Genomic DNA, 12,375 nt, shown 5'->3' with positions numbered 1-12,375 from the left:
GGGAGGGTGGTCAACAGGGGCAAGCTTGGCAGGGGTCGTTAAGGAGAGCTTGGAATGGCGGGGTTTCGTCACCTGATCTGCATCACAACGACCGCGATCGCGCTGGCCTTGTCCTCGGCGCATAGTTGGGCGCAGCAGCCGGAAGATCCGGGCGATCAGCCCGGCCTCGTCGCCGACGACAGCTTCGAGCTCGATCCGGAATGGCACAAGCAGATCGTCTATTATCGCACCACCGAACCGCCGGGCACGATCATCATCTCGACCACCGAGCGCCATCTCTATCTGGTGCAGCCGGGCGGCCGCGCGATCCGCTATGGCATCGGCGTCGGTCGTGACGGCTTCCAATGGCAGGGCCTGCTGAACATCACCAAGAAGGCCGAGTGGCCGGACTGGACTCCGCCTCCGGAGATGATCGCGCGCCAACCTTATCTGCCGCGCTTCATGGCCGGCGGTCCGGGCAATCCGCTCGGCGCGCGCGCCATGTATCTGGGCACCACGGTCTACCGCATCCACGGCACCAACCAGCCCTGGACCATCGGCACCAAGATCTCCTCCGGCTGCTTCCGCCTGGTCAATACCGATGTCGCCGATCTCTACGATCGCGTGCCGGTTGGCACCAAGGTCGTGGTGCGCCAGAAGCCGGAACTGTGACGGCGCAGTCGCGTCAATTTCAATCCATCGCTTTCTCCTGACCTTTGCGAGTGACCCATGATGCGCACTTTTTGGGGCGGCCTGCTGATCGGGCTCGCCGTCGCCGTTCTCGTCGCGGCCGCCGCCGTGACCTATGAGGTCTACGATACCCGCACCTTGAAGCGCACCGTGCGGCGCGGCGAAGTGCTGTGCGGCGTCAATACCGGCCTGCCCGGCTTCTCGATCCCCGACGACAAAGGCAATTGGAGCGGCTTCGACGTCGACTTCTGCCGTGCCGTGGCCGCCGCGATCTTCGATGATCCAAGCAAAGCGAAGTTCGTTCCGCTCGACGCCAATGAGCGCTTCAAGGAGTTGCAGAGCCGCAAGGTCGACATCCTCTCGCGCAACTCGACCTGGAGCATGTCGCGCGAGCAGAACTACGATCTCTATTTCCCCGCGGTCGCCTATTATGATGGCCAGGGCTTCATGGTGCCACGCTCGCGCAAGCTCGAGAGCGCGCTCGACCTCTCCGGCAGCAAGGTCTGCGTCCAGGACGCGACCACGAACGCGCTCAACCTCGCCGACTACTTCCGCGCCAACAACATGAAGTATGAAGAGGTGAAGCTGAACAGGCTCGAAGACGTCGTCAACGCCTATGACAGCGGCAAGTGCGACACCTTCACGGCCGACGTCTCTCAGCTCTATGCGCTGCGGCTGAAGCTGTCGAAGCCGAACGATCACGACATCCTGCCCGATTTGATCTCGAAGGAGCCGCTGGCTCCCGTGGTGCGCCAGCGCGACGACGACTGGATGATGATCGTCAAATGGACGCTGTATGCGATGATCAACGCCGAGGAGCTCGGCGTCAGCTCCAAGAACATCGACGAAGCCCTGAAATCGAAGAAGCCGGACGTGATGCGGCTGGTCGGCAATGAAGGCTCTTTCGGCGAGGACCTCGGCCTCTCCAAGGATTGGGCGGCGCGCATCATCCGTCGTGTCGGCAATTACGGCGAGGTCTATGAGCGCAACATCGGCAGCGAGTCTGCACTGAAGATCCCCCGCGGCATGAACCAGCTGTGGAATGCCGGCGGCATTCAATACGCGCCGCCGATCAGGTGACGATCGGGGATCTGGAAGCCCTCCACCGTCATTCCGGGGCGCCCGCAGGGCGAGCCCGGAATGACGAGCTGAGAGTAGCTTCTCTCTACTCCCACACCTCGAACAGCCAGATATGCGCCCACATCCTCGCGGCGCGATTCGCGTCCGAGCTTTGCAAATTCATTCGCCCTCTTGAGATAGAGGGCGCAGGGAAGGCCGGACCTCGACTGAGGCCCGTGGCCCGCCTGCGGAAAAATGCAGGCGGCAGGTACCACAGGTCCAGCCGGACGACCCGGCCTTCCCTGCGCGATGGTTTTAACGGCTGCTTCGCGATCTCCCTGGGGACCGGGCTTTCTTGCCCCCATCATCAGCGAGATGCGTTGCGCATCATGAGCCGACTTGACCTCAGCATCGGGAGGTCAGGACCACGCGACTTGACCGTCCACACCTGACTTGCTCGCCGGCTCAGCGAATGCAAAGCCCCAAGCCCGATGCGTCCACCGCTCCCCGCCGCTACGCTTCGTGACGATCGGCCGAAACGCCCCTCTTCATCGCGAACGGGATGGCCGAGATCATCGTTGTGATTTGCCCGACGACACAAGCGCGCACACCTGCGGCAAACTGGCACGACGGGCAGTTTGCGCATGCCGCGGTTGCGCAAGCTGCCCGCCGGGCAACTGAGAAGCACGTCGTTTTGTGGCGGTCGAGAGGCACACTGGTCTTCGAAATTGCAGTGCCGACATCGAGCAAGTGCTCCGCGTTCGTGATATGCTGTTTCAATGATCAGGCAGATTGTTTGAGGCGATCTGCATCCCACAACTGTGTTTCGCAAATGACCATGCAGACCCCGCAGCCTATCGCGACCGAAGCCTTCACCGACGCCGATGCGGCGGTCGCGCGCCTGGAAGAGATCTACGAGCGCAACACCCAGTTCCTGCGCGACCGCTTCCAGGCCTATGCCAATGGCGAGGTGTTCCAGAGCCGCGTGCGCGCCACCTATCCTTTCGTGCGCATCACGACCTCGACCCACGCCCGGCTCGATTCGCGCCTGTCCTATGGGTTCGTCGCCCGGCCGGGCGTGCACGAGACCAGCGTCACGCGCCCCGATTTGTTCCGGCTCTATCTCACCGAGCAGATCCGATTATTGATCGAAAACCACGGCCTGCCGGTCGAGATCGGCGTCTCCAACGAACCGATCCCGATTCACTTCGCCTACCGGCGCGACATCAATATCGAGGGGTCGCTGGCGGGCGTCGATAGCGCCCTGCTGACGCGGTCGCTGCGCGACGTGTTCGACACGCCCAATCTGGCGGCGATGGACGACGCGATCGCTGACGGCACCTTCGAGCGCGCGCCCGGCCAGCCCGAGCCGCTGTCGCTGTTCCGGGCGGCGCGCGTCGACTACTCGCTGCGGCGGCTTTATCACTACACCGGAACCGACCCCGAGCACTTCCAGAACTTCGTGATCTTCACCAACTATCAGTTCTATGTCGACGCCTTCGTGCAAGCCTGCCAGCAGCGCCTCGCCGCGGGTGAGGCCGGCCCCGATGCGTTCGTCGCGCCCGGCAACGTGATCATGCGCAACCAGCGTCTGGGCGGCGGCACGACCGGGACGGCGCCCGAGCGCCTGCCGCAGATGCCGGCCTATCACCTGGTCGAGCCAGGCTATCAGGGCATCACCCTGATCAACATCGGCACCGGACCCTCGAACGCGCGCAACGTCACCGATCATGTCGCCGTGCTGCGGCCGCATGCATGGCTGATGCTCGGGCACTGCGCAGGCCTGCGCAACTCGCAGCGGCTCGGCGACTATGTGCTCGCCCATGGCTATGTGCGCGAAGACCACGTGCTCGACCACGAGCTGCCGCCATGGGTGCCGATTCCCGCGCTGGCCGAGATGCAGGTGGCGCTGGAATCCGCGGTCGGCGACATCACGGGACTGTCGGGCTTCGAACTGAAGCGGATCATGCGCACCGGCACCGTCGCCAGCGTCGACAACCGGAACTGGGAGATCAGCGGTCCTGCGGTGATCCACCGGCTGTCGCAGTCACGCGCCATCGCACTCGACATGGAGTCGGCGGCCATCGCCGCCAACGGCTATCGCTTCCGCGTGCCCTACGGCACGCTGCTCTGCGTGTCCGACAAGCCGCTGCATGGCGAGATCAAGCTCGCCGGCATGGCCAATGAGTTCTACCGCCAGCGCGTCGGCCAGCATCTGCAGATCGGACTGAAAGCGCTGGAGCAGCTGAAGCAGGAGGAGTCGGAGCGGCTGCATTCGCGCAAATTGCGCAGCTTCGCGGAAGTGGCGTTTCAGTAGCATTGTCGCCCGCGTGATGGCGTGCTTTTTTTTTTAACTACACGCACTGTCGTACCCCGCGAAGGCGGGGTACCCAGTACTCCGCGGCCTCTCGATCTATCTCCGCCTTCTCGGTGTACTGGATCGTCCGCCTTCGCGGACGATGACCACTGAGGTGGCGATGACAGCGCACCTCAACATGGCGTCCTCAATACCCCCGCATCTGCGCCAGCCGGTCGGCGTGGTAGTTCGCGTCGCCGAACAGCTCCTCGCAGACGCGGGCGCGCTTCATGAAGAAGCCGATGTCGAACTGATCGGTCATGCCCATGCCGCCATGCATCTGCACGCCCTCCTGCACTGCGCGGGTCGCCGTGGCGCCAGCCCGCGCCTTGGCGACAGCAACGAGCGCAGCGGCGTTGGCCGGATCGGTGTCGAGCGCCTGCAGCGCCTTCAGCACCGCAGCGCGGGTGATCTCGATCTCGATATAGAGATGCGCGGCGCGGTGCTGCAGCGCCTGGAATTCGCCGATCGCCTTGCCGAACTGCTTGCGCTCCTTCAGATACGCCACGGTGCGGCCGAACACCTCCTCGCTCAAACCCACCATTTCGGAGGCGACGGTGCCGCGGCCAAGGTCGAGCACGCCGTCAAGCAGCTTATAGCCGCCATCGACCTCGCCCAGCACGTGATCGGCATCGATTTCGACATTGTCGAAGGTGATCCGCGCCGCGTTGTGCGCATCGACCATTACGGTGCGCTCGATCGCAACGCCTTTCGCCTTGGGATCGACCAGAAACAGCGTGAGCCCGTCGTGTTCGCCGGCACTGCCTCCGCTCCGCGCCGCAACGATCAGGAGATCGGCGACGTGGCCGTCGACCACCAGCGCCTTGGCGCCATTGAGCTTGAAGCCGTTGCCGGAGCGTGCGGCCTGCATGGCGGTGTGCAGCGGCCGATGCTTGGCGCCCTCGTCGAGCGCGAGCGCGGCCAGCCGTGAGCCATCCGCGATCTTCGGCAGATGCTCCGCCTTCTGCGCCGGGGTGCCACCACGCGTCAGCGCCGAGGCCGCCAGCACAGACGATGACAGGAACGGCGACGGCATCAAGGTGCGGCCGATTTCTTCCATAACCACGCCGGCCTCGACCGCGCCGAGGCCTGAGCCGCCATGCTCCTCCGGCACCAGCAGGCCGGCAAACCCCATCTCGACGAAAGTCGCCCAGAGCTCGCGCGAGAAGCCGGTTTCGTCGCGACTGTCGCGCAAGGCTCGCAGATGCGCCACCGGCGCGTGATCGCTGATCAGCCCGCGCGCACTGTCGCGCAGCATGGATTGTTCTTCGGTGAGGAGGAGGGGCATGGCTTAGAGTCCAAGTGTAACGATGACAGTCCAATTGAGGCACGTTATTCCGGGATGGCCCGAAGGGTCAGGCCCGGAATCCATAACCACCATCGTGAGTATGGATACCGGGCTCGGCGCTTCGCGCCGCCCCGGAATGACGGAGACGAACTACGCCCCCGGCAGATCGAGGATGCGCTTGGCGACGATGCCGAGCATCACCTCGCTGGTGCCGCCTTCGATCGAATTGGCCTTGGTGCGCAGCCAGGCGCGCGGACGGGCGCCTTCGCGCGAACGCGTGCTCTCCCATTCCAGCGCGTCGATGCCGCCGGCGGACATCAGAAGCTCGTAGCGGCGCTTGTTGAGCTCGGTGCCGTAATATTTCATGGCCGACGAGAACGCCGGATGGCCCTGCCCCGCCTTGGCAAGATCGGTCATCCGCTCGGCGGCCGCCGCGAGCGCGGCCTCGTCAACCTCGAATGTCGCGATCTGCCCGCGCAGGAGCGCATCGTCGAGCCGACCCTGGCCATCGCTGCCGATCGCATCCGCCGCGATCTGGCCAAGCGGCCGGCCGACGCCGCGCTCGCCCATGCCGGAGATCATCGCGCGCTCGTGCTGCAGCAGATATTTGGCGACGTCCCAGCCGCGATTGATCTGGCCGACCACATGGGCCTTGGGCACGCGGACATTGTCGAAGAAGGTTTCGCAGAACGGCGAGCGGCCGGAGATCAAGAGAATGGGCTTGGTCGAGACGCCCTTGGACGTCATGTCGAACAGGATGAAGCTGATGCCGTCGTGCTTCTTCGCCGCCGGATCCGTGCGCACCAGACAGAAGATCCAGTCGGCGTAGTTGGCGTAGGAGGTCCAGATCTTCTGGCCGTTGATGATGAAGTCGTCACCGTCACTTTCGGCGCGGGTCTGCAACGAGGCGAGATCGGAGCCGGCGTTCGGCTCGGAATAGCCCTGGCACCAGCGAATGAGCCCGGCGGTGATCTTCGGCAGATGCTCCCGCTTCTGCGCCTCGGTGCCGTATTTCAACAGCGCCGGCCCGAGCATGGAGATGCCGAACGACGTCAGCGCCGCCCGCGCGCCGAGCTCAGCCATCTCCTGGCGCAGGATCTTGGCCTCCTCGCCGTCGAGCCCGCCGCCGCCGTACTCCTTCGGCCAGTGCGGCACCGTCCAGCCCTTGTCGCGCATGCGCTCGAACCAGATCCGCTGCGGCTCGGAGGAGAATTTCGCGTGGCGGCCGCCCCAGAACGTATCCTCTTCCGAGGTCATCGGCGTACGCATCTCCGGCGGGCAGTTGGCCTCAAGCCAAGCGCGGGCTTCGCGACGGAATGTTTCGAGATCGGCCATCGGCGTTTCCATTGTCAAGATTGTTGCCTGAGACCTAAGCTCAAGGACAGTCGAAATTCAATATCGATGTCACGCCGCATGCGGTGGTATCTGCGTTGGCGTGACGCTTTGAAATCAGGAAGGACACCGACATGCGGCTGAAACTTCTTTCGCCTGGCGAAATGAGCGCGGACCAGCGCCAGACCTATGACGAGTCGATCGCCAGCAAGCGCGGTTCGCCACCGCCACCGATGATGGCCTGGCTCAACAGCCCGGAGATGGCGCGGCACGCGACGCGGCTCGGCGCCTTCCTGCGCTACGACACGGTGTTTCCCGCCGCCCTCTCGGAGATCGCAATTCTGGTCACCGCGCGGCACTGGACCGCGCCTTACGAATGGTACGCGCATAAGCGGCTGGCATTGCAGGGCGGGCTTGATGTCAAGATCATCGACGACATCCGCGACCGCCGCACGCCTTCGTTCAGCGATCCCAAGGCGAAGATGATCTATGACGTCGCGAAGTCCCTGCACGAGGGACATGGCGTGACCGATGCGCTCTACACCGAGGCCATTGCGCTGCTCGGCGAGCGCGGGCTGGTCGAGATCATCGGCCTGTGCGGCTACTACACGATGGTGTCGATGACGTTGAATACGTTCGAGTTCGATCTGCCGGAAGGGCAGGTGTCGGAGTTGAAGTGAGGCGATCCGAAGATCGGCGGCCTCTTCGCTGCGGTGCCAATTGCTGCGCCCTCTCCCCTTGCGGGAGAGGGCTACACAGGCGTCGCCACAAACTCACCGGGGTGAGGGGTTGGTGCACATGGAGCTCTAAGCCCGCGGCAGACCCCTCACCCGGCTGCGCTTTGCGCAGCCACCCTCTCCCACTGCCGACGACGGCTTCGCCGTCGCGTCGAGGGGAGAGGGTGCACCAGACGCGCGGACTCAACTCGCTACGACAACAAAGTTCGCCGGCCCTCGCCTACATCGGCTCCGGCAATTCGGGCACGGGCTCGAGCTGCGCGCGCCGCTTCGATGACCAGACCAGCGCCAGCACGCACAGCCCTAGCAGCACCGGCGGAAACACCACGAGGTTCACCGCCGACCAGCCGAAATTGGCGAGCAATTGCCCTGACGAGAACGAGCCCAGCGCCATCAGGCCGAAGATCAGGAAATCGTTGAAGGCCTGCACCTTGTTGCGCTCGGAGGAGGTGTGCGTCTCCAGCACCAGCGCGGAGGCGCCGACGAAGCCGAAATTCCAGCCGAGCCCCAGCATCACCAGCGTCGTCCAGAAATGCATCGCGGTGAGGCCCGAAAGCCCGATCATGGCGGCGACCGCCTCGCAGGTCAGACCGACCGCGACGATGACCGGCGCACCGAAGCGCGCGATCAACGAGCCCGTGACGAAACTCGGGCCGTACATCGCGACGATGTGCCATTGCAGGCCGAAATTGGAATCGGCCACGGTGAGCCCGCACATCTGCATCGCAAGCGGCGCCGAGGTCATCACCAGGTTCATGACCGGATAGGCGATGCTGCCGCACAAGGCGGCCGCGATGAAGCGCGGCTGTCTGATGATGTCGAGCAGCGGCCGGCCGCCGTGCAGATCGGCAGCTGCAGGCCTGGGCAGATCCACGCCTGCCACGATCGCCATCGCGACCAGCGCGATCACCGCCTGCGCCAGATAGCTGAAGGCGAACATGTAAGGCTGCCAGACGCCCATGGTCCATTGCACGAGCTGCGGGCCCAACAGCCCTGCGAAGATGCCGCCCGCCATCACCCATGACACCGCCTTGGGCCGGAACGTCTCGCTGGCGCCGTCGGCGGCGGCAAACCGATAAGACTGCGCCACCGCGCCATAGAGGCCACCGAGGAAGGTTGCAGCGCAGAACAGCGCGAACGAGCCGCGCAGGATGGCGAGCGAGCCGAGCAGGCCGGTGACGGCGCCGAAGCCGGTGCCGATGATGAACGCGGTACGGCGACCGAAGCGCCGTGCAATCGCGCCAGTCGGCAAGGTGCCGACCGCGAGGCCGACCACATACATCGAGATCGGCACCGTGGCGAAGGCGCGATCGGGCGCGATGGTGGCGCCGACGATAGCGCCGGTCGCGAAGATCACCGCCGAATTGGCACCGGTCAGCGCCTGCGCTGCGGCGAGCCGCGCCACATTGCGCCGCGCCCGCGCGTCGTCGGTGATCTCGCCATCTGCCGTCAACTCGGTCATCTATCGGTCCACGCGAGGCCGCTCGCTCTTTAAGTCCCTCTTATGAGGAGAAGGCACGGTCCCGGCAACCGGCCCGAACGGATGCGGGCCATGCAGCATGGCTCTTTTGGGGGAGCGTGGTGGGCTGAGTTCATCTGGGTTATGTATTTCACCCGAACGCGCCGAGGGACTTGAGCCACGTCAATCCGAGACCGGCCGACCTTCGCCCGGCCCAAACACCAGGATCATGTTGTTGGCGGGCATGTCGACGGTCTCACGCAATTCGAGCCCGACGCGTGCGGCGAGGGCGACGAGATCGGCGATATCGCGCACGCCCCAGTCCGGATTGCTCTCGCGCAACGAGGTGTCGAACACCGCGTTGCTGAGCGCCGTGTGCTTGCCGTCGCGCTTGAACGGGCCGTAGAGCAGGAGCAGCCCGTCCGGCTGCAACGCCTGGGCGCTACCGGCAAACAGCCCCTCGGCCACGGCCCATGGCGCGATGTGGATCACATTGGCACAGAACACGGCGCGCAGCGCCGCCGGACCGTCATCGGCCTGCAGTTTTGTCCACCAGGCGGAATCGGAGAGATCGATCTGCCGCGGCGGCTGGACGTTCGGCAGGCCGGCATGCGCGCGCCAGGCCGCGATGCTCTTGAGGTGCTGCTCGTTGTAGTCGGTGGGCCACCAGATGATACCGGGACTGCGGCGGGCAAAATGGACCACGTGCTGGCCGGTGCCGCTGCCCGCCTCCAGCACGTCGCCGGTCGCCTGGCCGAGAAGGCGCGCCAGCACTGCCCAGATCGGCTGATGGTTGCGGTGAAAGGCCGCAGCATCCAGGCGTCCGTCGGGTTCCACCCGCCGGCCGTCCTTGCCGAACTCGACCACATACTCGGCCATCATGATCTCCTTCAAACTCAGCTCTCATGAGCCGAAATCGAGAAACTCGGCCCGACGCCAGCCCGTTGCTGCATTGTCAGCCGATAGTGTTTATGCTTCTGAAATCCTATAGTACTGCGGTACAGCGAACGCCCGGAACACACCTTGCCCTCACGCTTGTTCACGAAAACCGCCCTGGCGCTGGGGCTCTGTCTGATTGCCGCGCCGGTCGCGCAGGCGCAATCGGCAGTCAGCGAGGGCCAGAAGCTCGCCTTCGATCGCAGCAAAGGCAACTGCCTGACCTGCCATCAGATCAAGAGCGGCGATCTGCCCGGCTCGATCGGGCCGAAGCTCGAGAATCTGAAGCTCCGTTACGACCGTAATGAGCTGGTTGCGATCCTCAACGACGAGACCAAGCGCAACCCCCAGACCGCGATGCCGCCGTTCGGCCGCAACCGCATTCTGACCGAGCAGGAAATCAACGCGATCGTCGATTTCCTGCAGACCCTCTAGATCCGCACCTTGGAGAGATGTGAGATGACCGCCAGTTTGGGCTGCTCCGCCGAACAGTTGGCGACGCGCCGCCTGATCCTCAAAGGCGTCGCCGCCGTGACGCTGATCGGCCTTGGTCACGCCGCATTCGGCGCTGCGCCCGCCTTCGCCGCCAACGACCCCTATCCGGAGGACGCCTTCAAGCTGAAGGGCGCAGCCGAGGCGATCAAGGCGCTGTACGGTCGGGAGCACGAGCCGTCCGACAAGATCAAGCTCGATGCGCCCGAAATCGCCGAGAATGGCGGCGTGGTGCCGATCGCCGTCACCACCACGCTGCCGGACGTCACCTCGATCTCCTTCGTCGTCAGCGAGAATCCGAACGCGCTGGCGGCATCGTACAAGATCCCCGAAGGCACCGTGCCGGCGGTGGCGAACCGGCTGAAGATGGCCAAGACCTCGAATGTGATTGCGCTGGTCGAATCCGGCGGCAAGCTCTACAGCGCGACCAAAGAGGTCAAGGTCACGGTCGGCGGCTGCGGCGGTTAGGACGCGCATGCCACGGAAAAGTGGGAACCGGTTTTCCGACCAGGGCATGCGCCAACAAAGAGCTTAGGGACAAGACTTAGGGACAAGACAATGGCATCGAGCATCCGCGTGCGCGCGATCCAGAACGGCGACGTCACGGACGTGCAGACCCTGATCCAGCATCCGATGGACACCGGCCTGATCAAGGACGCCAAGGGCGAGCTGATCCCCGCCCATTTCATCCAGCAGCTCACCTTCGAGCACAATGGCAAAACCGTGTTCCTCGCCGATTGGGGCACCGCGGTCTCCAAGGACCCTTACGTGAAATTCGCCTTCAAGGGCGGCGCCAAGGGCGACGATCTGAAGGTGAGCTGGGTCGACAACAAGGGCGCAACCGACAGCCTGACCGCGAAGATCCAGTAGACATGCGTATCCACTCCGCCCTTCCCTTCCTCGCCGCTGTGCTCGCGCTCGTTGCGCCGGCCGTCGCCGCGCCGGCCGCCGAGAAGCCGGATCCGGCGGCTGATGCAAAGGCGTTCCAGGATTTCTTCCGCAAGAAATTTCCGCAGGTGAAGTTCGAGGACTTCGTCAACGGGCCGTATTCGATGAACGAGGACATGCGGAAGCAGTGGGAGGAGAAGGAGCAGTTTCCGCCATACGAATTCGCGCTCGAGGCCGGCAAGGAGATGTTCGAGAAGCCGTTCAAGAACGGCAGGAGCTATGCGGATTGCTTTGCCAATGGCGGCATCGGCATCCGCCAGACCTATCCTTATTTCGACGACAAGGAAGGCAAGGTCGTCACGCTCGAGCTCGCGCTCAACCGCTGCCGCGAAGCCAATGACGAGGCGCCCTATTCCTACGTCAAGGATGAGATGGCCGCGCTCACGGCCTACATGGCCTCCACCTCGCGCGGCAAGCCGTTCGACATCAAGATCCCTGACGATCCGCGCGCGCTCGAGGCCTTTGAAAAGGGCAAGGAGTACTTCTACACCCGCCGCGGCCAGCTCAATTTCTCCTGCGCAAGCTGCCACGTCCAGAATCCCGGCGAGCGCATCCGCGCCGAGATCCTGGCGCCGGCGCTCGGCATCCTGAATGCGATGCCGATCTACCGCTCCGAATGGAGCGGCATGGGGACGATCAGCCGCCGCTTCACGACCTGCAACAGCCAGATCCGCGGCGTGCCGCTGGAGCCGCAATCCGAGGAATATCGCGACCTCGAATATTATCTCTCCTACGTCTCGAACGGCCTGCCGATCTCGGGACCAGGAGCAAGACCATGAGTCCGGCCATGAAGGCGATCATCGTCACCGTTATCCTGCTTGCCGCGGGTAGCGCCGCGCGCGCGAGCTCGGAAGCCGATTTCAAGACGGCGTTTGCCGCGGCCGATGCTGCCGAGAAGGAAGCCGGACGCCTGCGCAACCAATGGACGACGACGGAAGCCGCGCTTGCCACCGCCAAGAAGGCGGCCGAGGCCGGCAATTTCGATGAGGCCGTCAAGTCGGCCCAGGACGCGGAAGCGCTGGCAAAGGCCTCGATCTTCCAGGCGACCTCCGAGAAACAGCGCTGGAAGGCGATGGAGATCCGTTAGGTTGGCCAGAGC

At 64.4% G+C, this 12,375-nt stretch carries 13 protein-coding genes; 9 read left to right on the top strand and 4 right to left on the bottom strand.

Annotated elements, in window-relative coordinates; translation table 11 throughout:
* Positions 1–54 precede the first annotated feature (54 nt).
* The 3 genes from ACQR1W_RS05300 (at position 55) to ACQR1W_RS05290 (ending at position 4,045) form a co-directional block, all read left to right on the top strand.
* Positions 55–651, top strand: coding sequence for a L,D-transpeptidase (locus tag ACQR1W_RS05300; protein WP_434849828.1), 597 nt, complete (start codon positions 55–57; stop codon positions 649–651).
* Between the two features lie 60 nt (positions 652–711).
* Positions 712–1,749, top strand: a complete 1,038-nt coding sequence (locus tag ACQR1W_RS05295) for an amino acid ABC transporter substrate-binding protein (protein ID WP_434850430.1) — start codon at positions 712–714, stop codon at positions 1,747–1,749.
* A gap of 811 nt (positions 1,750–2,560) precedes the next feature.
* Complete coding sequence (locus ACQR1W_RS05290) at positions 2,561–4,045, top strand: AMP nucleosidase (protein WP_434849827.1); 1,485 nt, start codon at positions 2,561–2,563, stop codon at positions 4,043–4,045.
* A 187-nt stretch (positions 4,046–4,232) separates the two neighbouring features.
* Here ACQR1W_RS05290 and ACQR1W_RS05285 read toward each other — a convergent pair whose 3' ends face one another.
* On the bottom strand, positions 4,233–5,372 hold the full coding sequence (locus tag ACQR1W_RS05285; RefSeq protein ID WP_434849826.1) for an acyl-CoA dehydrogenase family protein: 1,140 nt from the start codon (positions 5,370–5,372) through the stop codon (positions 4,233–4,235).
* 150 nt (positions 5,373–5,522) lie between these two features.
* On the bottom strand, positions 5,523–6,707 hold the full coding sequence (locus tag ACQR1W_RS05280; RefSeq protein ID WP_434849825.1) for an acyl-CoA dehydrogenase family protein: 1,185 nt from the start codon (positions 6,705–6,707) through the stop codon (positions 5,523–5,525).
* Between the two features lie 131 nt (positions 6,708–6,838).
* On the opposite strand from ACQR1W_RS05280, the gene ACQR1W_RS05275 reads away from it, so the two are divergent.
* Positions 6,839–7,384, top strand: a complete 546-nt coding sequence (locus ACQR1W_RS05275) for a carboxymuconolactone decarboxylase family protein (RefSeq protein ID WP_434849824.1) — start codon at positions 6,839–6,841, stop codon at positions 7,382–7,384.
* A 277-nt stretch (positions 7,385–7,661) separates the two neighbouring features.
* Here ACQR1W_RS05275 and ACQR1W_RS05270 read toward each other — a convergent pair whose 3' ends face one another.
* A complete protein-coding gene (locus ACQR1W_RS05270) occupies positions 7,662–8,903 on the bottom strand; it encodes an MFS transporter (RefSeq protein WP_434849823.1) in 1,242 nt (413 codons plus the stop codon).
* A 180-nt stretch (positions 8,904–9,083) separates the two neighbouring features.
* The gene (locus ACQR1W_RS05265; protein WP_434849822.1) at positions 9,084–9,779 is read right to left on the bottom strand and encodes a DUF938 domain-containing protein; all 696 of its coding nucleotides are present in this window, start codon (positions 9,777–9,779) and stop codon (positions 9,084–9,086) included.
* A 156-nt stretch (positions 9,780–9,935) separates the two neighbouring features.
* Here ACQR1W_RS05265 and soxX point away from each other — a divergent pair, with 156 nt between their 5' ends.
* From soxX to ACQR1W_RS05240, 5 genes are all read left to right on the top strand, one after another.
* Complete coding sequence (gene soxX, locus ACQR1W_RS05260) at positions 9,936–10,271, top strand: sulfur oxidation c-type cytochrome SoxX (protein WP_434850429.1); 336 nt, start codon at positions 9,936–9,938, stop codon at positions 10,269–10,271.
* 24 nt (positions 10,272–10,295) lie between these two features.
* On the top strand, positions 10,296–10,796 hold the full coding sequence (gene soxY / locus ACQR1W_RS05255) for a thiosulfate oxidation carrier protein SoxY (protein ID WP_434849821.1): 501 nt from the start codon (positions 10,296–10,298) through the stop codon (positions 10,794–10,796).
* Positions 10,797–10,886: 90 nt separating this feature from the next.
* Entirely contained in the window at positions 10,887–11,198 is a 312-nt protein-coding gene (soxZ, locus tag ACQR1W_RS05250) for a thiosulfate oxidation carrier complex protein SoxZ (protein ID WP_008972390.1), read from the top strand.
* 2 nt (positions 11,199–11,200) lie between these two features.
* Entirely contained in the window at positions 11,201–12,055 is an 855-nt protein-coding gene (soxA, locus tag ACQR1W_RS05245; protein ID WP_434849820.1) for a sulfur oxidation c-type cytochrome SoxA, read from the top strand.
* Positions 12,052–12,363: a hypothetical protein gene (locus tag ACQR1W_RS05240; protein ID WP_434849819.1), complete on the top strand. Its 312-nt coding sequence runs from the start codon at positions 12,052–12,054 to the stop codon at positions 12,361–12,363. The genes soxA and ACQR1W_RS05240 overlap by 4 nt, the downstream gene beginning before the upstream one ends.
* The last annotated feature ends 12 nt before the right edge of the window (positions 12,364–12,375 follow it).

This window comes from Bradyrhizobium sp. HKCCYLS1011 (assembly GCF_051167795.1).
Lineage (GTDB): Bacteria > Pseudomonadota > Alphaproteobacteria > Rhizobiales > Xanthobacteraceae > Bradyrhizobium.
This window is presented reverse-complemented; position numbering and strand designations above follow the sequence as displayed.

Bases quoted from the DNA above. Each gene is read 5' to 3' on its own strand.
- ACQR1W_RS05300 (WP_434849828.1), top strand. From the start codon at position 55: ATGGCGGGGTTTCGTCACCTGATCTGCATCACAACGACCGCGATCGCG.
- ACQR1W_RS05295 (WP_434850430.1), top strand. From the start codon at position 712: ATGCGCACTTTTTGGGGCGGCCTGCTGATCGGGCTCGCCGTCGCCGTT.
- ACQR1W_RS05290 (WP_434849827.1), top strand. From the start codon at position 2,561: ATGACCATGCAGACCCCGCAGCCTATCGCGACCGAAGCCTTCACCGAC.
- ACQR1W_RS05285 (WP_434849826.1), bottom strand. From the start codon at position 5,372: ATGCCCCTCCTCCTCACCGAAGAACAATCCATGCTGCGCGACAGTGCG.
- ACQR1W_RS05280 (WP_434849825.1), bottom strand. From the start codon at position 6,707: ATGGCCGATCTCGAAACATTCCGTCGCGAAGCCCGCGCTTGGCTTGAG.
- ACQR1W_RS05275 (WP_434849824.1), top strand. From the start codon at position 6,839: ATGCGGCTGAAACTTCTTTCGCCTGGCGAAATGAGCGCGGACCAGCGC.
- ACQR1W_RS05270 (WP_434849823.1), bottom strand. From the start codon at position 8,903: ATGACCGAGTTGACGGCAGATGGCGAGATCACCGACGACGCGCGGGCG.
- ACQR1W_RS05265 (WP_434849822.1), bottom strand. From the start codon at position 9,779: ATGGCCGAGTATGTGGTCGAGTTCGGCAAGGACGGCCGGCGGGTGGAA.
- soxY (WP_434849821.1), top strand. From the start codon at position 10,296: ATGACCGCCAGTTTGGGCTGCTCCGCCGAACAGTTGGCGACGCGCCGC.
- soxZ (WP_008972390.1), top strand. From the start codon at position 10,887: ATGGCATCGAGCATCCGCGTGCGCGCGATCCAGAACGGCGACGTCACG.
- soxA (WP_434849820.1), top strand. From the start codon at position 11,201: ATGCGTATCCACTCCGCCCTTCCCTTCCTCGCCGCTGTGCTCGCGCTC.
- ACQR1W_RS05240 (WP_434849819.1), top strand. From the start codon at position 12,052: ATGAGTCCGGCCATGAAGGCGATCATCGTCACCGTTATCCTGCTTGCC.